We start from the raw sequence: 19,784 nt of genomic DNA on the forward strand, positions 1-19,784 counted from the left end.
GTACCGCTCAACTGCCCTCAGGCAATAGGCTGCGGTCGAACATGAACGGCCGCTCGCCCTGGGGCGTGTACTGGTACAGCTGCTGCGGCCGCCCCAGCCGCGGCTGATTCTTCTGCCCGGTGTCCCTTACCCAGCCCAGCTCGCGCAGGCGCTCAAGCCGCTTGCGCAGCGAGGTGCCATTCACCGGCTGCCCCAGGCACGCCTGCACGGCGCCCAGCGCATCCAGCACGGTGAACCTCTCCCCCATCAAGTACAGCGGCAGGCTGCTGTATACCGTCTTGGCGGCCAGCCGATCACGGGCACCCTGCACCAGCAGGTTGTGGTCGAACGGCAGCAACACTTTGCGGTCAACCACGCTGCCCAGGTCGAAGAAGCCCAGTTGCTCACCGTCTACCGCCTGTTGCGGGCCCAGCAATGCCAGGTAGCAGGTGCTAAGCGACCAGCCCCGCGGGTCGCGGAAGGCATTGCCTTCGGTGCCCACCTGTTCCAGGTAGCAGGGGGTTACCCGGGCTTTTTCACGCAAGGCGCGGTCGGCAGCGCCATCCAGGCTGGTGTCAGGGATGCGGCCATTGATGATGACCCCGGGCAGTGCCCATTGGCCTGCATGGGGTTCACGCTCGCGGCGGTGCAGCAGCACCTGCAGTTGCTGGCCATCGGGCGACAGGCGCAAGGCGACGATGTCGACGCTGGCCAGTACTTCGGCTGTACTCAAAGGGTGGCTCCTGGTTAATGGCCGTGATAATTCACCAGAGCAGCAAAGTAATGCAAGCCCAATGCAGTTATCAGATGCGGCTTGACATACATAATACACCAGGTGGATTATGTAGCCATTCCAGCGAGGAGATCCGCCATGAAGATCGCCAGTTTCGATGTCGATGCGCAAAACGGCTTCACCGCCAACGCCCCTCACGAGCTGCCGGTGCCCGACGGCAACGAGATCGCACCCGACCTCAACGCCATGGCATTGCGCGCTGACGTGCGCCTTGGCAGCAAGGACGCCCACCCGGCCAACGCCAGCTGGGTTGTGGCAGACCCTGCACACATGCTGCAACCGCTGAGCCTGGCCAACGCCGACCTTACCTGGGTCAGCCACTGCGTACCCGGCACCCCCGGTTTCGAACTGCTGCCGGGGCTGCCCGCCCCTATCGACTACGACTACTTCGTGTGGAAAGGCGTCGAACCCGACCTGCACCCCTACGGCGCCTGTTATCACGACCTGGCCGAGCGCCGTTCCACCGGTGTGATCGAATACCTCAAGGTGCAGCAGGTAGGTGCAGTGATCGTCGGTGGCCTGGCCCTGGATTACTGCGTCAAGACCACCGCCCGGCAACTGCGCCAGGCGGGCTTCCAGGTGCTGCTGTACCTGCCGGCCTGCCGCGCCCTCACCCAGGCCGGTGCCATCGAAACCTGCGGCGCGCTGGCAGCAGAGGGTGTGGTGCTGTGCGGCGATGAAGCCGCCCTCGACCACCAATTGGCTTTGATCAAGGAGCAGCGCTCATGAGCGACAGTGTTTTCGGCCCACGCATCATCCAGAATTTGCTGGACACCGACTTCTACAAGATCACCATGATGCAGGCGGTGCTGCACAACTACCCCAATGCCGAGGTGGAGTGGGAGTTCCGTTGCCGCAACGGCGAGAACCTGGCCCCATACCTGGCCGAGATCCGCTACCAGGTGGAGCAACTGGCCGAGGTCAGCGTCACCCAGGACCAACTGGCCTATCTGGAAAAAATCCCGTTCATCAAACCCGACTTCATCCGTTTTCTAAGCCTGTTCCGTTTCAACCTGCGCTACGTACAGGTTGGCCTGGACGATGCCGGGCAACTGGCCATTCGCGTTCGCGGCCCGTGGCTGCACGTGATCCTCTACGAAATCCCGCTGCTGGCCATCATCAGCGAAGTGCGCAACCGCTATCGCTACCGCGAAGTGGTGATCGAACAGGTGCGCGAGCGGCTGTACCAGAACCTCGACTGGCTCAAGGCCGAGGCCAGCGCCGACGAACTGGCGGGCTTCCAGCTGGCCGACTTCGGCACCCGCCGGCGGTTCTCGTACCGGGTGCAGGAAGAGGTGGTGCACATCCTCAAGCGCGACTTCCCCGGCCGCTTCGTCGGCACCAGCAATGTGCACCTGGCCCGCGAATACGAACTGCGCCCCATCGGCACCATGGCCCACGAATGGTTCATGGCCCACCAACAGCTGGGCCCGCGCCTGGTGGACAGCCAGGCGGCGGCGCTGGAATGCTGGGTTCGCGAATACCGCGGCTTGCTGGGCATCGCCCTCACCGACTGCATCACCATGGACGCCTTCCTTGGCGACTTCGACCTGTACTTTGCCAAGCTCTTCGACGGCTTGCGCCACGACTCTGGCGACCCACTCGCCTGGGCAGAAAAGGCCATCGCTCACTACGAGAAACTGGGTATCGACCCCATGAGCAAGACGCTGATCTTCTCCGACGGGCTGGACTTCACCAAGGCCCTGGCACTGTACCGGGCACTGCACGGGCGCATTCAAGTGAGCTTTGGCATCGGTACCAAGCTGACGTGCGATATACCGGGCGTGGAGCCGATGAACATGGTGATCAAGATGACCGCGTGCAATGGAGCGCCGGTGGCCAAGATCTCGGACAGCCCAGGGAAGACGCAGTGCCGGGATGAGAACTTTGTGGGGTATCTGCGGCATGTATTCAACGTGGGGTGAGCGGTAGCAGAGGCGGCAGAACGAAGCGCCTCGACTAAGCCTACAACTGCAACGCCCGTATCGAAGTTGTAATCGCCCGCGCGCACTCCAGCACTGCGGGCCCTAGCCGCCGCTCCGCTTCCTCCACCGTCCACCGGCTGGTGGGCGCCACCACGTGCACCGCCGCCACGGGCAAACCCTCGCTGTTGCGCACGGGCGCCGCCAGGGCCATGTCCCCGAGGAACAATTCCTCGCAGTTGGTCGAAAACCCGTCCCTGCGCGCCTGGTCCACCCGCTCGAGGATGTCGTCCAGGCCAACCCGTGTCTGGCGCGTGTGCTGCACGAAGGTGCAGCCGCTCAGGTGTTCATGGGCCTGCTCGCGGGGCAGTGCGCTCAGGTACGCACGCCCGGAGGCTGTGCAGTACATGGGAATACGGCTCCCAAGGGGCATATGGATGGGGATGAACTTGGGGCCCACGAACCGGGCCACGTAGATCATGTCGTCTGCCACCGGCTCGGTCAGGTTGGTGGTTTCGCCGGTCACCTGGGCAAGCTCTGCCAAAAACGGGTTGGCCACGTCTACCAGGGTGTTCGACGCCAGGTAGTTGTAACCAATCTCCATCACCTCGGGCGTTAGCTGGAAACGCTTGGTGATTGCGTTCTTGCGCACGTAGCCCAGGGCCTCGAGGGTGTGGACCATGCGCTGGGCGGAGCTTTTATTGATGCCGGCTGCCTGGGCAACTTCAGCCAGGTTCATTGTTCTGCGCCGCGCATTGAACGCTTTCAAAACCGCCAGCCCCTTCTCAAGGGATTGATTGAACAGGGCATTTTCAATGTCACTCACGGTTTTTCACCCTATAAATATCGATATGCGATATTTATAAATCTCTTTACGATTTTTGTAAATCAATTATATTCGACTCAAGGCCCCTGCCCTGGTCCAAGGCCTCACTCTTTCGATAACGATAAAAACCACGAAATCAGGAGTCCACCCCATGCGTTCACAACTTCGTGCACTCACTTGCGCAGCCGCCCTGGCAGCCAGCTTCATCACCGGTACTGCCTTCAGCGCAGACACCTACCGGGTCGGTGCCACCGCCACCGGCGTGCCTTTCACGTTCCTGGATGTGAAGAGCAACCAGATACAAGGGATGATGATCGACTCGGCGCAGGCCATCGCCAAGGCGGGCGGGTTTGACGTCACCATCTTGCAGAACAACTTCTCGGCACTGATCCCCTCACTCACGGCGAACAAGATCGACATCATTTCTGCAGCCATGCTTAAAACCCCTGAGCGGGAGAAAGTGGTGCAGTACTCCAAGCCGGTGTATGAGTACGGCGAGGCGCTGGTGGTCAACCAGGATGACAACGGCACGTACACCAGCATGGACGACTTCAAGGGTGAAGTGGTAGGCGCGCAGGTCGGCACGGTGTTCATCGACGAGCTCAAGCGCCGTGGCATCTACAAGGAAGTCAGGGGGTATGACTCCATCTCCGACCTGCTGCGCGACCTGGCCCTGGGGCGAATCAAGGCGGGCTTTGCCGACAAGCCGATCCTCACTTACCAGGCGTCTCAAGGGCTGCTGAAAAAAGTACGCCTGGTTGACGGCTACAAACCCAGCCTCAACGGCGAAGTGTGCCTGATCGTGCGCAAAGGCGACCAACAGCTGCTGGAACAGATCAACCGCGGCATCGATGCGGTAAAAGCGGACGGCACGCTGGATGCGATCATCGCCAAGTGGCACATCAACTGACGCCATTACGCGCGTCAGGCGCCTACCGGACAAGCGGGTACTTCTATGTTTCTGCAGAACGCTCTGGACTTTCTTCCTGTGTTGCTGGAAGGGGCAGTGGTCACGGTTAAAGTGACCGCGCTGTCGTTCATTCTCAGCTCGGTCATCGGGCTGGTGTTTGCCCTGATGATGGTGTCGAACAGCAAGCTCATCGCCAGAACCGGCTACACACTCGTCAACATCATCCGCGGGCTGCCGATCATCGTGCAGCTGTTCTACATCTACTTCGTGCTGCCCGACTTCGGCATACAGCTGAGTGCGTTTCAAGCGGGTGTGATCGGCCTGGGCATCGCCTACTCGGCTTACCAGGCCGAGAACTTCCGCGCCGGTATCCAGGCAGTGCAGCAAGGGCAGATCGAGGCCGCCGAATCGATCGGCATGCGCGGGGCGATGATCATGCGCCGGGTGGTGCTGCCACAGGCCTTCAAGATCGCCCTGCCACCCTACGGCAATACCTTGGTGATGATGCTCAAGGATTCCTCGCTGGTGTCCACCATCACCGTGGCGGAAATGACTCGGGCCGGCCAGCTGATCGCATCGTCCACCTTCGAGAACATGACGGTTTATACCTTGGTGGCCCTGCTCTACCTGGCGCTGAGCCTGCCACTGTCGTATGGGTTGCGGCGGCTGGAAGCCCGCCTTGGGACGAGGAACAACGCATGATCAGTATCAAGGCGCTGCACAAAAGCTATGGGTCCACCCGCGTGCTCGAGGGTATCGACCTGGAAGTGAACAGCGGCGAAGTGGTGTGCCTGATCGGGCCCTCCGGCTCGGGCAAGTCCACCCTGCTGCGCTGCATCAACGGCCTGGAAACCTACGAGGGTGGCGACATTCTGGTGTCGTCCGAGCGGGTAGACCGGCACGCCAGGTCGATCCACACCATCCGTACCGAAGTGGGCATGGTGTTCCAGCGCTTCAACTTGTTCCCGCACCGCACTGCCCTGCAGAACGTGATGGAAGGCCCGGTGTACGTGAAGAAAGAGAGCCCGGCCGCCGCCCGCGCGCACGCGGTGGAACTGATGGAAAAGGTGGGCCTTGGCCATCGCCTGGACGCCTACCCGGATCAACTGTCGGGTGGCCAGCAGCAACGCGTGGCGATTGCACGGGCGTTGGCCATGCGGCCCAAGGCGATTCTGTTCGACGAACCCACCTCCGCGCTCGACCCCGAACTGGTGGGCGAGGTGCTGGGCGTTATGCGCACCTTGGCCAAAGAGGGCATGACCATGGTGGTGGTCACACACGAGATGGCCTTCGCCAGGGAGGTTTCCGACAAAGTGTGCTTCCTGTACGGCGGCAAGATCGTGGAAGCGGGTGTGCCCCAGGATGTGTTCGGCCGCCCTGCTCACCCGCGCACCCAGGATTTCCTGCGCCGTCTTCTCAACAGCAGCGAGGCACAGGCATGAGCGTACATTCATTTGCCATGCCCCCGTCCCTGTGGGCTGCCACGGCGCAGCCAGGGCCGCAAACACCGCCGCTGACAGAGGACAAACAGGTCGATGTGGCCATTGTCGGGGCCGGCTATACGGGCCTCACCACAGCGCTGCATCTGGCTAGCGCTGGCACAGCCACCTGTGTACTGGATGCAGGTGAGCCAGGCTGGGGTGCCTCGGGGCGTAACGGTGGGCAAGTGATTCCGGGCCTGAAGTACGACCCGGACGAGCTGATGAAGCTGTTCGGTGATGAGAAAGCGGAGGCGATCATTCGCGTTGCCGGGGGGGCTGCGGATGAAGTGTTCAAGCTGATCGACCGCTACGGCATCGACTGCGATGCGGTACGCCAGGGCTGGATACAGCCTGCCTGCACCCCGGCGGCCATGCGCGCCATCGAACAGCGGGCCCAGCAGTGGCAGCGCAGGGGCGTTGCGGCTGAGCTGCTCGATGCACGCGGCGCTGCTGCCCGCATCGGCAGCCAGGGCTACCTGGGCGCCTGGGTCGACCCCCGCGCCGGCAGCGTGCACCCGCTGAAGCTGGCACGGGGGCTGGCCGGTGCCTCACTCCATCACGGCGCTGCAATACATGGCCATACCCGCGTCACCGGCCTTAAACGCGAGGGCAATCAATGGGTGCTCACCACCGAACAGGGCGCCCGGGTCACCGCGCAACGTGTGGTGCTGGCGACCAATGGCTATTCGGATGACCTGTGGCCCGGCCTGAGGCAAACCCTCATCGCGGCCAACAGCTTCATCGTGTCCACACCGGTGTTACCCCCAGCACTGGCGCAGCAGATCCTGCCGCGGGGCGAAGTCTGCTCGGATGCCCGCCGCTTGCTGCTGTACTACAAAAAGGACGCGCAAGGGCGGCTGCTGCTAGGCGGCCGCGGGCCGTTCTCCGAGCCGCGCTCGCCAGACGACTTCAACCAGCTCAAGCGCGCCGTCACGGCGTTGTTCCCGCAACTGGAAGGGATCGGCTTCGAACATCACTGGAGCGGCAGGGTGGCGCTGACCCGGGACTTCCTGCCACACGTCCACGAACCGGCGCCAGGGCTCAGCATTCTGCTGGGCTACAACGGCCGGGGCATCGCCATGTCGACTACGCTGGCCCGGCATTTGTCGGGTCACCTGCTGGGCGCCTCGAATGACCTGGTGTTTCCGGTCACGCCAGTCAACCCGATCCCGTTTCATGGTTTGCAGCGTCTGTACCTTGGCGCGGGCATTGCCTGGTATCGGTTGTTGGATACCTTTGGTTGAACGGTCAGCTGAACAAATAGCCGTCGCAGTGGAACCACTGCGGCTAAGCTTGCATCTCTCGCACAAGCTGAAGAGGAATGGGTATGCAAAGCACTGCCTACGAAGGTGGCTGCCTGTGCGGCTGGATCAGGTACAAAGCCCTGGCCCCCGCGATACAGCCACACACCTGTTCGTGCAAAACGTGCCAACGCCATACCGGTGCCGTGACGGCGGTGTGGGTGGAGTTCACACAGCAGAGCGTCACCTGGGTGGGTGGTGGTGGCGTGCCTTCCTTGTTCAGGTCATCAGATTACTCCAGCCGGGCGTTCTGCAGCCGGTGTGGCAGTTCTGTCGGTGCCATTGACGATGATTCGACGGTCGCATTGCTGGTCGGTGGTTTTGACGACAATGACCTGGCAGAGCTGCAACCGAGGTTTCATGCGTTCGAAGACAAGCAGCCCCGCTGGTGGTTTGACGCCGGCGCTAGACCGGGGCAGTTTTAGGCTGCCCTGGGGCAGCGCGGTTTGGACCAAGGGCACCGCATGCCGTTTTAACCCACGTTACTGTACATCGCCGCTATCAGGCTGCCTGCCGGTGGCCGCGTCCGGAAGTAGCCTTCTATACCCGCCAAGATCGCCTGGGTGATCTTGTCCTGATGCCGGCTGTCATGCAGCCGCTGGCAGTCGGTTGGGTTGGAGATGAAGCCGGTTTCCACCAGTATCGACGGCACAGCAGCCGACTTCAGCACGGCAAAGCCTGCCTGCTCCACCCGCGCCTGATGCAGGCGGGCGATACCGCCCAGTTGTTCGAGCACAGCATGGCCAAGGTCCAGGCTGGTGGAGATCGTTGCATTCATCGCCATGTCCAGCAGCACCCCGGCGACCATGGGGTCATCCTGTTGCAGCTTCACCGCCAGCCCTCCTCCCACCGCATCCGCACCGTTTTCACGTGCTGCCATCCACCGGGCCATCGAGGAGCTGGCGCCGCCCTGTGAAAGGGCGAACACCGAGGCCCCTGAGGCGGTAAGCCTGGGCGCCGCGTCGGCATGGATCGAAATGAACAGGTCTGCATTGAGCCGCTGCGCCACCTCGGCGCGTTTGCGCAGTGGGATGAACACGTCATCGCTGCGCACCAGCCGGGCCTTGTAGCCCTTCTGCGCATCCACCCGCCTGGCCAAGCGCTTGGCGATGTCCAACGCCACGCGCTTTTCCTGCTCACCCCGGGCACCCACGGCGCCTGGGTCTTTACCGCCGTGCCCGGCATCGATTACCACCAGAAGGTCGCGGTCACGGCCGCGCGAGGCCAGCGCGGTAGCCGGGGCTGCGAGGGGCGCAAGGCGCTTGTCAGTGCCCGTTGGCAACCACAGTTCCAGCCTGCCCCCGCGATGATGCAACTCACCCTGAATGCCTGGCCCTGCGAGGTCCAGCACGATCCGCAGGTCGCCAGACGAGGTTGTGCCGCTACGAATCGCGACCACCGGTGTGTCGTGCAGGTTCAAGGCGGCCAATGGCGTCCCGAGCTGTGTATTGTGCAGGTCGATGACCACCCGAGGAGGCGATTGCAGGCTGAAACTGTTGGCGACCGCCGGGCCATCAAGGCTCAGTACCAGCTTGGTGACACCTGGTGAACGCATAATTTCAACATTTCGCAGGCGCTGTGCTGCATAGGCCTGCAGCGAAGCCGGAAGCGCCAGTCCCGCCAGTAAAAATTTCAAAAGGCTACGTCTGTCCATACTGCTTCCACACCATGGTTTCTCTGGTACGTACGAAAGTGTTACGTTATAACACTTATGTCTGTTACTGTACCTAGCCCATTGCGGGGAAAATCGCGGTCATAGCTAGCTGCCAGACTGTTAGCATCGGCCCGATTGCTGGGCATGCTTTGGCATTGAAGATACTGCGCAAGGCGCCCGCCTGCCCCAGGAGCGTGATATGAAACACTGGCCACGTCTGGCACTCGTCGCTCTGATCCGCGGCTACCAGCTGATCATCAGCCCTCTGCTTGGGCCGCGCTGCCGGTTCTACCCTTCCTGTTCACACTACGCCATCGAGGCCCTGCGGGTGCACGGCGCTGGGCGGAGCAGCTGGTTGACGCTGCGCAGGCTGCTGCGGTGCCATCCGCTACACCCAGGCGGGGTCGACCCGGTGCCGCCTGGGAACAACAGCACTGATGCGCCGTAAGCCCCTCAACGCGCTTCAGGCCCCTACTGCCCGACACAAAGCTCGTAAAACCGCGCCGCCACCCGCGATGGGCTGGCCGCATGGGGCATCAGGATTGAAAACCGCCTGACCAGCGCCTGCGGCGCGATGGGTATTCTGCACAAGGCGCCATCCTCGTGCCGGATCGACATGGCTGATACAAAGCCAATGCCCATGCCCGCACGCACCGCCTCCTTTACCCCTTCTACCCCGGCAATCTCCAGAGCCACTCGCATCGCCACGCCGCTGCGGGCAAAAGCCCGCTCTACGATCTGCCGTACCCCGGAGCCACCCTCGCGCAGCACCAACGGGTAAGCCCCCAGTGCTGCCATGGTTTGCGAAGCGGTGCCGGCCAGCGGGTGGCCGCCGGGCACGATGGCGACAATCTCGTCTTCTCGCCAGGCTGTGACCTCGGTGCCCACCGGCAATGCCTGGCCAGCAGGGCCCTCGATCATGGCGATGTCTACGCTGTCCAGCGCTGCCAGAATCTCGGCAGTGTTGCCCTGGGTGGTGGTGATGAGCACGTCAGGGTAGCGCGCCTGGAAGTCGGCAATCAGATAGGGCAGCAGGTAGCTGGCTGGCGTGGTACTGGCACCGATGCGCAAGGTGCCCCGCTCCAGCCCGCGCATGGCTTCCCGCAGCGCCTGGGCCTGGCGGTAGGTGTCGCGCAGGCGTGTGGCGTGTGCCAGCAACTGCAGGCCGGCGTCGGTGAGCTTTACCCCGCGGCCCGCCCGTTGATACAGAGGCTCGCCAAAGGTCTCCTGCAGCACCTTCAACTGCCCCGACACGGCGGGCTGGGACAGATGCAGTGCCTGCGCCGCGTGGCTGATGTTGCCGAACTGGGCGACGGTAGCGAAGGTTATAAGCTGTTCTGGTGTCATGAATGTAAAGTATCAGCTGTGCGGATATTTGCCATTTCAAATTACGATTTTTTATAAGCTTATAACCAGATTATCGTGGCCCTGTCTTGTCCCCTGCCAGGTGAATGCCATGATCACGTCTTCCACCCCCTCGGCGGCAACCCCGGTACTGACCACCCGCGGTCGGCTCAACGGTGTGCTGTTCGTGGCACTCTTCGCCCTCGCCGTCACCCAACTGGCCGCCATGCCCTTCATCGCCGGCCTTGGCATCAGCCCGTTGATCGTCGGCATTGTTGCGGGTGCGCTTTATGGCAATGCGTTGCGCGAGGGGCTGCCTGCCAGCTGGGCTGCTGGTGTGAACTTTTCTGCGCGCGGCCTGCTGCGTATCGCCGTTGCCCTGTTCGGGCTGCGGGTAAGCCTGCAGGAGATCGCCCAGGTGGGTTGGCCAGGGCTACTGGTATCTGTACTGGTGGTGGGTAGCACACTGCTGATCGGCCTGTGGTGCGGCACCCGGCTGCTGGGGCTGGACCGCGACACAGCCCTGCTCACGGCCGCAGGCAGCGCGATCTGCGGCGCTGCGGCAGTGCTGGCATTCGAGTCGGCGCTGCGCAGCGCGCCACACAAAAGTGCGATGGCGGTGGGCAGCGTGGTGCTGTTCGGTACCGTGTCGATGCTGCTATACCCCTTGCTGGTCAAAAGCGGCTGGCTGCACCTTGATACCCTGGCGGCTGGGCTGTGGGTGGGCGGCACACTCCACGAAGTAGCGCAAGTCGTGGGGGCAGCCAGCAACATCAGCCCGCAGGCTACCCACATTGCCACGATCGTGAAGATGACCCGGGTCATGATGCTGGTGCCGGTGCTGCTGCTGGTTGGTGTGTGGGTCAACCGCACACGCCAGGCCGGGCTGGCCCAAGGCAAAGGCCGCACCAACGTGCCGTGGTTCGCCTTTGGTTTCCTCGCACTGGTGGTGGTGAACTCACTGCAGGTACTGCCGGCAAGCTTCACCCAGGCTGTAAATGGGTTGGACACCTTCGCGTTGACCATGGCCATGACTGCCCTGGGCATGGAGACGCGTATCGATCAGATTCGCCAGGCAGGGCCTCGGGCACTGATTACCGGGGCGATCCTGAACCTGTGGCTGCTGGTCGGCGGCCTGGGCATCACACTCGGCGTGCTGAAGCTGCTGGGGTAATGGGCCATTTGGAGGCTTTTTTTCTACCCCCCTCGTTGCCGCCCACATTTCTCGGTATGGTGTTGTCAAAGAAGGATGTTTTACCCGCACAGGAAAGACTTAGATGCCTCAACGCCATGTCATCAATGCATCCGTCAGCCCCAAAGGCAGCCTGGAGACGCTGTCACAACGTGAAGTGCAGCAACTGAGCGAAGCCGGCTCCGGCAGCCTCTACACCTTGTTCCGCCAGTGCGCCCTGGCCATCCTCAACACCGGCGCCCATGTCGACAATGCCAAGACCATCCTCGAGGCCTACCAGGACTTCGAAGTGCGTATCCACCAGCAGGACCGTGGCGTGCGCCTGGAGCTGCTGAACGCGCCCGCCGACGCGTTCGTCGATGGCGAGATGATCGCCAGCACCCGTGAAATGCTGTTCAGCGCCCTGCGCGACATCGTCTATACCGAGAGCGAGCTGGCCAGCCAGCGCATCGACCTGGAAAGCTCCCAGGGCATTACCGATTACGTCTTCCACCTGCTGCGCAACGCCCGTACCCTGCGCCCGGGCGTGGAACCGAAGATGGTGGTGTGCTGGGGTGGCCACTCGATCAGCACCGAGGAATACCAATACACCAAAAAAGTCGGCCACGAGCTGGGCCTGCGCAAGCTGGATATCTGCACCGGCTGCGGCCCGGGTGTGATGAAGGGCCCCATGAAGGGCGCCACCATCGCACATGCCAAGCAGCGCATGCCGGGCAGCCGTTACCTGGGCCTGACCGAGCCGGGCATCATCGCCGCCGAGGCGCCTAACCCGATCGTCAACGAGCTGGTCATCCTGCCGGATATCGAAAAACGCCTTGAAGCGTTCGTGCGTGTCGGCCACGGCATCATCATTTTCCCGGGCGGTGCGGGCACGGCGGAAGAATTCCTCTACCTGCTGGGCATCCTCATGCACCCGGACAACCAGGATGTACCGTTCCCTGTGGTACTGACCGGCCCCCGTAGCGCCGAGCCCTACCTGCAGCAATTGCATGCGTTTGTCGGCGCGACCCTGGGCGAGGCAGCGCACCGGTTCTACCAGATCATCATCGACGACCCGGCAGAGGTTGCCCGGCACATGGTGGAGGGGCTCAAGCAGGTGAAGCAGTTCCGCCGTGAACGTAACGATGCGTTCCACTTCAACTGGCTGCTCAAGATCGAAGAAAGCTTCCAGCGGCCGTTCGACCCCACGCACCAGGCAATGGCCGACCTTGCGCTGCGCCGCGACCTGCCGCCGCACGAACTGGCGGCGAACCTGCGCCGGGCGTTTTCCGGCATTGTGGCGGGTAACGTGAAGGACAAAGGGATCCGCCTGATCGAGGAGCACGGGCCCTACCAGATCCGCGGCGACAGCGCCGTGCTGGACCCGCTGGGGCGTTTGCTGCAGGCGTTTGTCGACCAGCACCGGATGAAGTTACCCGGTGGGGCGGCGTACGTGCCTTGCTACCAAGTGGTGACCTGACCCACCCAACTGCCGCTGCATAAAAGGCAAACCACAGTACTCACGGGCAAAAATAACTGCGCCTGGGCACACAGGCTGAACGTTCCTGGCCCCACGCAAGTCGCAGCACTAAGACACAGACCACTGTGCGCACCCGACCCGTGAGGACCTGCACCATGACCGCAACCCCTGACCAGGGCGCCCTACAGCGCCCTTTGCAGATGACCATCAACGGTGAGCACAAGGCGCTGACCGTATACCCCTGGACCACCCTGCTCGACCTGCTGCGCGAACAGCTGGACCTGGCCGGCACCAAGAAAGGCTGCGACCACGGCCAATGCGGCGCCTGCACGGTGCTGCGCGATGGCAAGCGCATCAACGCCTGCCTGACCTTGGCAGTGATGTGTGAAGGTGCCGAGCTGGTCACCATCGAAGGCCTGGCCGACGGCGACCGCTTGCACCCCATGCAGCAAGCCTTCATCACTCAGGATGCGTTCCAGTGCGGGTATTGCACACCAGGGCAGATCTGCTCGGCGGTGGGCCTTGCCAATGAAGGGCGAGCCCACAACCGCGATGACATCCGTGAACTGATGAGCGGCAACCTGTGCCGCTGCGGCGCCTACAGCAACATCGTTGCTGCGGTGGAAGAGGCCTTGCCCTTGATCAAAGGGGCACGCCCATGACCCCTTTCAGCTATCACAAGCCGGCGTCACTCGATGAGGCCGTGAGCCTTGCAGGCCCGTCATCACGCTTCATTGCCGGGGGCACCAACCTGGTCGACCTGATGAAGGAAAACGTCGAGCGCCCGGAACACCTGATCGACATCACGGGCCTGGCCCTGAAGGCGATCGAGGAAACCCCCGAAGGTGGCGTAATGGTCGGCGCGCTGGTCAGCAACGCCGACCTGGCCTGGCACCCGCTTGTCGAAGCGCGCTACCCCTTGCTGGCCCAGGCCATTCTGGCCGGCGCGTCCCCGCAGCTGCGCAATATGGCCAGCACCGGCGGCAACCTGCTGCAACGTACCCGTTGCTATTACTTCTACGACACCGGGACCCCTTGCAACAAGCGCGAGCCAGGCAGCGGATGCCCCGCGCGCCAAGGCCTCAATCGTATGCACGCCATCCTTGGCGCCAGTGACGACTGCGTAGCCACACACCCTTCGGACATGTGCGTGGCACTGGCCGCACTCGCGGCAGTGGTGCACGTTCACGGGCCCGCAGGGGCGCGGCAAATACCGTTTGCCGATTTCCATCGCCTGCCTGGGAACACGCCGCAGCGTGACAACCAGCTTGCCCAGGATGAGTTGATCACCGGCATCGAGCTGCCCGCTGAACCGTTTGCAGCGCATTGCCGCTATATCAAGGTGCGTGACCGGGCTTCCTATGCCTTCGCCCTGGTGTCGGTGGCGGCTGCGTTGCAGATCGAGAACGGGGTTATTCGCGAGGCGCGCCTGGCGTTGGGTGGTGTCGCACACAAGCCATGGCGAGACCCGGCAGTGGAAGCCCTGTTGCAGGGTAAACCCGCCAGTACCGAGCTGTTCACTCACGCTGCCGATGCCCTGCTGCAGGCGGCAAAACCGCTTGCCCAGAACGGCTTCAAAGTGCCGCTTGCGCGCAACGCCATTATCCGCGCACTGAGCGAGGCCTGCGCAGCCGACAACAGCCAGGGGGGTATGCAATGAACAGTGTCGTGGGAACACCCATGGACCGCGTGGACGGCGCGGCCAAAGTCACCGGCCAGGCCCGTTATGCCGCCGATCACCCGCAAGAAGGCCTGCTGCATGCCAGCGTGGTGTCCAGCACCATCGCCCGTGGACGGGTGGTGAAGGTGAACAGCGAAAAGGCCCTGCAAGTGCCCGGCGTGATCGCCGTGCTGGACCATACCAACCGCCCGCACGTGTCCAGCTACGATGACGACTACAGCGACGACGACGCCGCCGAAGGCTCGCCCTTCCGCCCATTGTTCAATGAGCGCGTACTGTACAGCGGCCAGCCGCTGGTGCTGGTGATTGCAGACACCCTGGAGCTGGCCCGCTACGCCGGCTCACTCGTCACCATTGAGTACAGCCAGCAAGCGCATCAATCCGACTTGCTCGCTGCGCTACAGCAAACCCACGAAGCCCCCGCCGAAACACCAGAACCTCGCGGTGATTTTGCAGGGCATTTCGCGGGGGCCGATGCCAAGGTGGACGTGACCTACCTGACCGCCAACGAGCATCACAACCCCATGGAGCCCCACGCCTCGACGGTGTGCTATCAGGCCGACGGCAGCCTGGTCATCCACGACAAAACCCAGGGCACGCAGAATTGCCAGGAATACCTGCACAATGTCTTCGGGCTGCCCAAAGACAAGCTGCGGGTCAAAGCGGCTTTCGTCGGTGGCGCGTTCGGCTCCGGCCTGCGCCCGCAGTACCAGCTGCCCCTGGCGGTGATGGCTGCGCTGCACCTCAAGCGCTCGGTGCGTCTCACCCTCACGCGCCAGCAAATGTTCACTTTCGGCTATCGCCCACGCACCCAGCAACGCCTGCGCCTGGGCGTGGATAAACACGGAGCCCTGGTCGCCATCGGGCACGATGCCATCGGCCAGACATCGCGCTTCGAAGACTTCACCGAACACCTGGTGGAATGGAGCGGCATGTTGTACCAGTGTGACAACGTGGCGTTGAGCTACCGCCTGGCGCCGCTGGATGTCTACACACCCCTGGACATGCGCGCCCCAGGCGCAGGCTCCGGAGTACTGGCGTTGGAGTGCGCGATGGACGAACTGGCCAGTGCCGCCGGGCTAGACCCGGTGGAACTGCGCAAGCGCAACTTCGCCAGCCACAATGGCAACGAGGGCAAGCCCTACTCGAGCAAGGAGTTGCTTGCCTGCTACGAGCAGGGTGCCGAACGCTTTGGCTGGGCCCGGCGGCAGGCCACGCCCGGGTCCATGCGCGACGGTAACCAGCGCATCGGTTGGGGCATGGCGGGTGGTGTGTGGGAGGCCATGCAGATGAAGGCCAGTGCCAAGGCCAGCCTGGACAGCACCGGGCACCTGACTGTCAGCAGTGCGACCACTGACATCGGCACGGGTACGTACACGGTGATGACCCAGATTGCGGCCGATGCCGCGGGTATCGAGGTAGGGAACGTGACCTTCAAACTGGGCGATTCCTCGTTGCCTGCCGCGCCGTTGCAAGGGGGCTCGTTCACCGTGTCTTCGGTTGGCTCTGCGGTACGCCAGGCGTGCCTGACGTTACGCGAGCGGCTGATCGAGCGTGTCCGCCAGCAGCGGCCTGAGTTGGCAAGCGAAGCGGATACCGCTTTCACCCTTGAAAACGGCCAGCTGAAGGCCGGCAAGCACTCGGTCCCGTTGGCTGAGCTGCTGGCCGTGGACCCGCAGCAATGCCTGGAGGTGCAGGTCGAAGCCAACCCGGACGACAAGCGCAAGCCCTACTCCACCGCTACCCACTCGGCCGTGTTCGTGGAGGTGCAGGTGGACGACGACCTGGGCACGGTCCGCGTTACCCGAGTGGTCAGCGCGGTGGCGGCCGGGCGCGTGGTCAACCCCAAAACCGCACGCAGCCAGATACTCGGTGGCGTTGTCTGGGGCATAGGCATGGCGCTGCATGAAGAAAGCCAGACCGACCATGCCCTGGGGCGCATCCTCAACCACAACCTGGCGGAGTACCATGTGCCGGTGAACGCCGACATCGGCGACATCGACGTCATCTTCGTCGAGGAAGACGACCGCGTGGTCAACGCGCTGGGCTCCAAGGGTGTGGGTGAAATCGGCGTGGTGGGGGTGGCGGCAGCGGTGGCCAATGCCATCTACCATGCCACCGGCAAACGTGTGCGTGAGTTCCCCATCACGCTGGACAAACTGATCTGAACGGGCTGGGCCCTCTGGAGCATCCCCATGTCACGCCTGGGCTTTGCCTGCATGTACCGGCACCCTCACCGCAGCCTGGCGGTGAAGGCGCTGGAAACCATCGAACGCACGTTCAACCCGCGTACCACCACCTTGCGTTGGGTCAGCGGGGCCAGCCAGGAGGCGGCCCGCGCCAAACTGCTCGAACTGGTGCAGCACAACCTCGACGCCCAGCTTCGGCTGCTGGCCTATGTCAGCGAGCTGCCCCCTGCCCTGCGCATGTTGCGGCTGAGCAGTGACCTGTTGCCGTTGTACAGCCACCCCAGCGTGGCGCATGTGTACCAGGAAGCCGATTTTCAGGGGCTGATGGCTGAGCGGTTTGCGGCGATCGGCGCCCTGGCGCGTCAGCAGGATATTCGGCTGTCGTTCCATCCTGGCCAGTACTGCGTGCTAGGCTCGGATCGCCCGGAGGTGGTGGAGAACAGCCTGGCCGAGTTCGAATACCATGCAGACATGATCCGCATGATGGGCTACGGCAAGGTATTCCAGGACTTCAAATGCAATATCCACATTGCAGGCCGCCTGGGGGGTGAAGGCATCCGGCATGCATGGCCGCGGCTGTCCCAGGTGGCGCGCAACGTGATCACGTTCGAGAACGACGAAAAAACCTATGGCCTGGACGCTTGCCTGGCACTGGCCGACCTGGCACCGGTGGTGCTGGATATCCACCACTGCTGGATCCACGAGGGCGATTACATCGACCCCGCCGACCCACGGGTGGCGCGGGTGATCGACAGCTGGCGCGGTGTGCGCCCCACGATGCACTACTCGCAACCCCCTGAGCACCTGCAGGCATTGGGCTTCACCGCCGAGCGCAAACTGGTGATGGACGAGTTGCTGGCGCAGGTGAACAAGCGCGACCTGTATGCCCACAGCGCAATGATGTGGAACGACTGGACCAACCGCTACGCGCTGCAGTTCACCCAGTGGTTCGACATCATGTTCGAAGCCAAGGACAAGAACCTCGCAACCCTGGACTACTACCACCGTTACCTGGCCTGACCTACGGCCCCCGGCAGCCTTTAGTCGCTGCCGGTTCGGCCCTCAGTTTCCACACAGCCATTGCGGCACGTGCACTCGTACTCCGCCTGCGCGCGGGTGGGCAGGTTCAGGCTCAGCCGTATTTTGTCCTGGGTATCGTAGAGGTCATACCCTTCCCCCAGTGCGGATGGAAAGCCGATGCGTCGTGGGTGTATTTCTCGTATCAACGGTACAGCGGGAACCACAACGAAGCGCGTCTGCATGATCGTCCCTCTCCGGCAGTACCTTAGTATTAGTCCTGCTATGAGAAAGCATCAAGCATACTCATGCAATTAGGCGCCCGATTGCCGGTTGCCCTGACCTACGGTTAGTGGCTGGGCCTGACGCATCGTTCAACTGCAGTTTCAGACGCTGCGGGTAAGCCCGCCATCCACCTTGATGTTCTGGCCTGTTATATAGGCGGCGCCGTCGCTGGCCAGGAACCCGACCGTGGCGGCGATCTCATCGCTGCTGCCGTAACGCTTGAGTGGCACGCTGTCGCGGCGCTGATCGGTGGCGGGCAAGCTGTCGATCCAGCCTGGCAACACATTGTTGATGCGAATGTTGTCGGCGGCGTAGGTGTCGGCGTAGATCTTGCTGAAGGCAGCCAGGCCCGCGCGCATCACCGCCGAGGTGGGGAACAGGTCACTGGGTTCGAAGGCCCAGGCGCTGGAGATATTGATGATGACCCCGCTTTGCTGACGCTGCATCACCGGTGTCACCAGCCGCGTGGGGCGGATCACATTGAGCAGGTAGGTATCCATGCCGAGGTGCCAGTCGTTATCACTGATGTCCAGTATCGGCCCCCGGGGGCCATGGCCGGCACTGTTGACCAGTACATCGATGCGGCCCCACTTGCGCACCACTCCCTCGACAAGGCGCTGGAGGTCATCGACCGACTGGTTGCTGCCAGTGATGCCGAAGCCATTCAGCTCCTCAGCCAATACCTCGCCTTTGCCAGATGACGACAGGATGCCGACCTTGAAACCGTCGGCGGCAAGCCGGCGGGCTGCCGCTGCGCCCATGCCGCTACCGCCTGCCGTGATGATCGCTACCTTTTCAGTTGCCATATTGCCTCCAGTGGTTCGCGGGAAATGCGTGAACTCACGGTAGCAGCGATACCAAGGTGCAGGTAGGCAGCCGGCACTGGGCTAGGCAGTAGATTTTCTATCGCCTGCTTCGGTTTGCAACCAGTCGATCACCGCCTGCAACGTAGGGTGAGGCTGGCCCTTGCGCGGCCAGACCAGATAGAACGCCTTGTCCAGCTGCAGTTGCTGGGGCAGCGCCAACGCCAGCCTGCCGGCGGCAATGTCGTCGCAGACAAACGCGTAACTTGCCAACGCGATGCCCTGCCCGCCCACCGCCGCCTCGATAGCCAGCGAGGTCTGGTTGAAACGCACTGATCGGGCAGCGGCCGGCGGGTGGCCGGGGAATGCCGTGGCGCAAAACGAAGGCCAGAAGTCATGCGCATCGTGCAATGCCACGTAGCGTTGCAACGCGGCAAACGTCTCTGGCGGCCCGTTTTCGCTCAGCAACCCCGGGCTCACCACGGCAACAATGGGCTGCTCCATCAGCAGCAGGGTTTCCAGCCCAGGGCCAAATGGCGGGCGACCGTAGCGCACCGCCAGGTCCACGCCATCGGTATGAAAATGTGAAAGCCGGTCAGTGGCCAGTACCCGCAGGTCAATCCCGGGGTGTAGCTCTGCAAGCTGGCCCAACCGTGGGATCAGCCATTTGGAGGCGAACGTAGGGGTCACGCTGACCGTAAGGTGCAAGGCCGCCGGCCGCAGCGACCGTGTTGCATCGTCGATCATGGCCAGGGCGCTGCGCACGCTGTGGCTATAGGCACGCCCTGCATCGGTCAGCCCGAGCCCGCGTGGCAACCGCTCGAACAGGCGTACCTGCAGGGTGGCCTCCAGCCCACGCACCTGCTGGTTTCGCCTATGAGACCGAGCGCCGCCCGCGCGGCGCTCGATCTGCGAGCCACCACAACAATCACGTCATGCCCTTGGTTG

General features: G+C 63.0%; 20 protein-coding genes and 1 pseudogene. 14 read left to right on the top strand and 7 right to left on the bottom strand.

The window, feature by feature from the left end:
- Nucleotides 1–7: 7 nt before the first annotated feature.
- Nucleotides 8–712, bottom strand: coding sequence for an NUDIX hydrolase (locus IAE38_RS18830; protein ID WP_201164670.1), 705 nt, complete (start codon nucleotides 710–712; stop codon nucleotides 8–10).
- Between the two features lie 138 nt (nucleotides 713–850).
- On the opposite strand from IAE38_RS18830, the gene IAE38_RS18835 reads away from it, so the two are divergent.
- Both IAE38_RS18835 and pncB read left to right on the top strand, forming a co-directional pair.
- Nucleotides 851–1,501, top strand: a complete 651-nt coding sequence (locus tag IAE38_RS18835) for an isochorismatase family protein (RefSeq protein WP_201218659.1) — start codon at nucleotides 851–853, stop codon at nucleotides 1,499–1,501.
- Complete coding sequence (gene pncB / locus IAE38_RS18840; RefSeq protein WP_201162862.1) at nucleotides 1,498–2,697, top strand: nicotinate phosphoribosyltransferase; 1,200 nt, start codon at nucleotides 1,498–1,500, stop codon at nucleotides 2,695–2,697. The genes IAE38_RS18835 and pncB overlap by 4 nt, the downstream gene beginning before the upstream one ends.
- 40 nt (nucleotides 2,698–2,737) lie before the next feature.
- Here the strand turns inward: pncB and IAE38_RS18845 are convergent, their stop codons facing one another.
- Nucleotides 2,738–3,520, bottom strand: a complete 783-nt coding sequence (locus tag IAE38_RS18845) for an IclR family transcriptional regulator (protein WP_201162861.1) — start codon at nucleotides 3,518–3,520, stop codon at nucleotides 2,738–2,740.
- 151 nt (nucleotides 3,521–3,671) lie between these two features.
- Between IAE38_RS18845 and IAE38_RS18850 the strand changes: the two genes are divergently transcribed.
- The 5 genes from IAE38_RS18850 to IAE38_RS18870 all read left to right on the top strand — a co-directional run bounded on the left by IAE38_RS18850 (nucleotide 3,672) and on the right by IAE38_RS18870 (nucleotide 7,637).
- Complete coding sequence (locus IAE38_RS18850) at nucleotides 3,672–4,430, top strand: ABC transporter substrate-binding protein (RefSeq protein ID WP_028633771.1); 759 nt, start codon at nucleotides 3,672–3,674, stop codon at nucleotides 4,428–4,430.
- 45 nt (nucleotides 4,431–4,475) lie between these two features.
- Entirely contained in the window at nucleotides 4,476–5,132 is a 657-nt protein-coding gene (ehuD, locus tag IAE38_RS18855) for an ectoine/hydroxyectoine ABC transporter permease subunit EhuD (RefSeq protein WP_201162859.1), read from the top strand.
- Nucleotides 5,129–5,872, top strand: a complete 744-nt coding sequence (locus IAE38_RS18860) for an amino acid ABC transporter ATP-binding protein (protein WP_201218660.1) — start codon at nucleotides 5,129–5,131, stop codon at nucleotides 5,870–5,872. The genes ehuD and IAE38_RS18860 overlap by 4 nt, the downstream gene beginning before the upstream one ends.
- Nucleotides 5,869–7,155: an NAD(P)/FAD-dependent oxidoreductase gene (locus IAE38_RS18865; protein ID WP_201218661.1), complete on the top strand. Its 1,287-nt coding sequence runs from the start codon at nucleotides 5,869–5,871 to the stop codon at nucleotides 7,153–7,155. The genes IAE38_RS18860 and IAE38_RS18865 overlap by 4 nt, the downstream gene beginning before the upstream one ends.
- Before the next feature lie 83 nt (nucleotides 7,156–7,238).
- The gene (locus IAE38_RS18870) at nucleotides 7,239–7,637 is read left to right on the top strand and encodes a GFA family protein (protein ID WP_201162857.1); all 399 of its coding nucleotides are present in this window, start codon (nucleotides 7,239–7,241) and stop codon (nucleotides 7,635–7,637) included.
- A 47-nt stretch (nucleotides 7,638–7,684) separates the two neighbouring features.
- Here IAE38_RS18870 and IAE38_RS18875 read toward each other — a convergent pair whose 3' ends face one another.
- A complete protein-coding gene (locus tag IAE38_RS18875) occupies nucleotides 7,685–8,866 on the bottom strand; it encodes an N-acetylmuramoyl-L-alanine amidase (protein WP_201218662.1) in 1,182 nt (393 codons plus the stop codon).
- A 199-nt stretch (nucleotides 8,867–9,065) separates the two neighbouring features.
- On the opposite strand from IAE38_RS18875, the gene yidD reads away from it, so the two are divergent.
- Nucleotides 9,066–9,314, top strand: a complete 249-nt coding sequence (yidD, locus tag IAE38_RS18880) for a membrane protein insertion efficiency factor YidD (RefSeq protein WP_201218663.1) — start codon at nucleotides 9,066–9,068, stop codon at nucleotides 9,312–9,314.
- 23 nt (nucleotides 9,315–9,337) lie between these two features.
- On the opposite strand, the gene IAE38_RS18885 is transcribed toward yidD, so the two are convergent.
- The gene (locus IAE38_RS18885; protein WP_201218664.1) at nucleotides 9,338–10,213 is read right to left on the bottom strand and encodes a LysR family transcriptional regulator; all 876 of its coding nucleotides are present in this window, start codon (nucleotides 10,211–10,213) and stop codon (nucleotides 9,338–9,340) included.
- Nucleotides 10,214–10,322: 109 nt separating this feature from the next.
- Between IAE38_RS18885 and IAE38_RS18890 the strand changes: the two genes are divergently transcribed.
- The 6 genes from IAE38_RS18890 (at nucleotide 10,323) to uvsE (ending at nucleotide 17,751) form a co-directional block, all read left to right on the top strand.
- Nucleotides 10,323–11,384 carry a YeiH family protein gene (locus tag IAE38_RS18890; protein WP_201162853.1) on the top strand — a complete coding sequence of 354 codons (1,062 nt, stop codon included), beginning with the start codon at nucleotides 10,323–10,325 and terminating at the stop codon, nucleotides 11,382–11,384.
- A 103-nt stretch (nucleotides 11,385–11,487) separates the two neighbouring features.
- On the top strand, nucleotides 11,488–12,861 hold the full coding sequence (gene ppnN / locus IAE38_RS18895; protein WP_028633765.1) for a nucleotide 5'-monophosphate nucleosidase PpnN: 1,374 nt from the start codon (nucleotides 11,488–11,490) through the stop codon (nucleotides 12,859–12,861).
- Between the two features lie 155 nt (nucleotides 12,862–13,016).
- On the top strand, nucleotides 13,017–13,523 hold the full coding sequence (locus IAE38_RS18900) for a (2Fe-2S)-binding protein (RefSeq protein WP_201218666.1): 507 nt from the start codon (nucleotides 13,017–13,019) through the stop codon (nucleotides 13,521–13,523).
- A complete protein-coding gene (locus IAE38_RS18905; protein ID WP_201162851.1) occupies nucleotides 13,520–14,521 on the top strand; it encodes an FAD binding domain-containing protein in 1,002 nt (333 codons plus the stop codon). The genes IAE38_RS18900 and IAE38_RS18905 overlap by 4 nt, the downstream gene beginning before the upstream one ends.
- Entirely contained in the window at nucleotides 14,518–16,710 is a 2,193-nt protein-coding gene (locus IAE38_RS18910) for a xanthine dehydrogenase family protein molybdopterin-binding subunit (RefSeq protein ID WP_201218668.1), read from the top strand. The genes IAE38_RS18905 and IAE38_RS18910 overlap by 4 nt, the downstream gene beginning before the upstream one ends.
- Before the next feature lie 27 nt (nucleotides 16,711–16,737).
- Nucleotides 16,738–17,751, top strand: a complete 1,014-nt coding sequence (gene uvsE / locus IAE38_RS18915; RefSeq protein WP_201218670.1) for a UV DNA damage repair endonuclease UvsE — start codon at nucleotides 16,738–16,740, stop codon at nucleotides 17,749–17,751.
- A gap of 20 nt (nucleotides 17,752–17,771) precedes the next feature.
- Here uvsE and IAE38_RS23950 read toward each other — a convergent pair whose 3' ends face one another.
- From IAE38_RS23950 to IAE38_RS18925, 3 genes and pseudogenes are all read right to left on the bottom strand, one after another.
- A complete protein-coding gene (locus tag IAE38_RS23950; RefSeq protein WP_060483132.1) occupies nucleotides 17,772–17,993 on the bottom strand; it encodes a hypothetical protein in 222 nt (73 codons plus the stop codon).
- Nucleotides 17,994–18,134: 141 nt separating this feature from the next.
- Complete coding sequence (locus IAE38_RS18920; protein ID WP_201218672.1) at nucleotides 18,135–18,839, bottom strand: SDR family oxidoreductase; 705 nt, start codon at nucleotides 18,837–18,839, stop codon at nucleotides 18,135–18,137.
- An 81-nt stretch (nucleotides 18,840–18,920) separates the two neighbouring features.
- Nucleotides 18,921–19,703 (bottom strand): annotated as a pseudogene (locus IAE38_RS18925) (LysR substrate-binding domain-containing protein); the annotation flags it as partial.
- Nucleotides 19,704–19,784 lie beyond the last annotated feature (81 nt).

It is taken from the genome of Pseudomonas sp. S32 (genome assembly GCF_016648095.1).
In the GTDB taxonomy this organism is placed as follows: Bacteria; Pseudomonadota; Gammaproteobacteria; order Pseudomonadales; family Pseudomonadaceae; genus Aquipseudomonas; species Aquipseudomonas parafulva.

Coding starts and splice junctions, on each gene's coding strand:
- IAE38_RS18835 (WP_201218659.1), top strand. CDS start 851: ATGAAGATCGCCAGTTTCGATGTCGATGCGCAAAACGGCTTCACCGCC.
- pncB (WP_201162862.1), top strand. CDS start 1,498: ATGAGCGACAGTGTTTTCGGCCCACGCATCATCCAGAATTTGCTGGAC.
- IAE38_RS18850 (WP_028633771.1), top strand. CDS start 3,672: ATGCGTTCACAACTTCGTGCACTCACTTGCGCAGCCGCCCTGGCAGCC.
- ehuD (WP_201162859.1), top strand. CDS start 4,476: ATGTTTCTGCAGAACGCTCTGGACTTTCTTCCTGTGTTGCTGGAAGGG.
- IAE38_RS18860 (WP_201218660.1), top strand. CDS start 5,129: ATGATCAGTATCAAGGCGCTGCACAAAAGCTATGGGTCCACCCGCGTG.
- IAE38_RS18865 (WP_201218661.1), top strand. CDS start 5,869: ATGAGCGTACATTCATTTGCCATGCCCCCGTCCCTGTGGGCTGCCACG.
- IAE38_RS18870 (WP_201162857.1), top strand. CDS start 7,239: ATGCAAAGCACTGCCTACGAAGGTGGCTGCCTGTGCGGCTGGATCAGG.
- IAE38_RS18875 (WP_201218662.1), bottom strand. CDS start 8,866: ATGGACAGACGTAGCCTTTTGAAATTTTTACTGGCGGGACTGGCGCTT.
- yidD (WP_201218663.1), top strand. CDS start 9,066: ATGAAACACTGGCCACGTCTGGCACTCGTCGCTCTGATCCGCGGCTAC.
- IAE38_RS18885 (WP_201218664.1), bottom strand. CDS start 10,213: ATGACACCAGAACAGCTTATAACCTTCGCTACCGTCGCCCAGTTCGGC.
- IAE38_RS18890 (WP_201162853.1), top strand. CDS start 10,323: ATGATCACGTCTTCCACCCCCTCGGCGGCAACCCCGGTACTGACCACC.
- ppnN (WP_028633765.1), top strand. CDS start 11,488: ATGCCTCAACGCCATGTCATCAATGCATCCGTCAGCCCCAAAGGCAGC.
- IAE38_RS18900 (WP_201218666.1), top strand. CDS start 13,017: ATGACCGCAACCCCTGACCAGGGCGCCCTACAGCGCCCTTTGCAGATG.
- IAE38_RS18905 (WP_201162851.1), top strand. CDS start 13,520: ATGACCCCTTTCAGCTATCACAAGCCGGCGTCACTCGATGAGGCCGTG.
- IAE38_RS18910 (WP_201218668.1), top strand. CDS start 14,518: ATGAACAGTGTCGTGGGAACACCCATGGACCGCGTGGACGGCGCGGCC.
- uvsE (WP_201218670.1), top strand. CDS start 16,738: ATGTCACGCCTGGGCTTTGCCTGCATGTACCGGCACCCTCACCGCAGC.
- IAE38_RS23950 (WP_060483132.1), bottom strand. CDS start 17,993: ATGCAGACGCGCTTCGTTGTGGTTCCCGCTGTACCGTTGATACGAGAA.
- IAE38_RS18920 (WP_201218672.1), bottom strand. CDS start 18,839: ATGGCAACTGAAAAGGTAGCGATCATCACGGCAGGCGGTAGCGGCATG.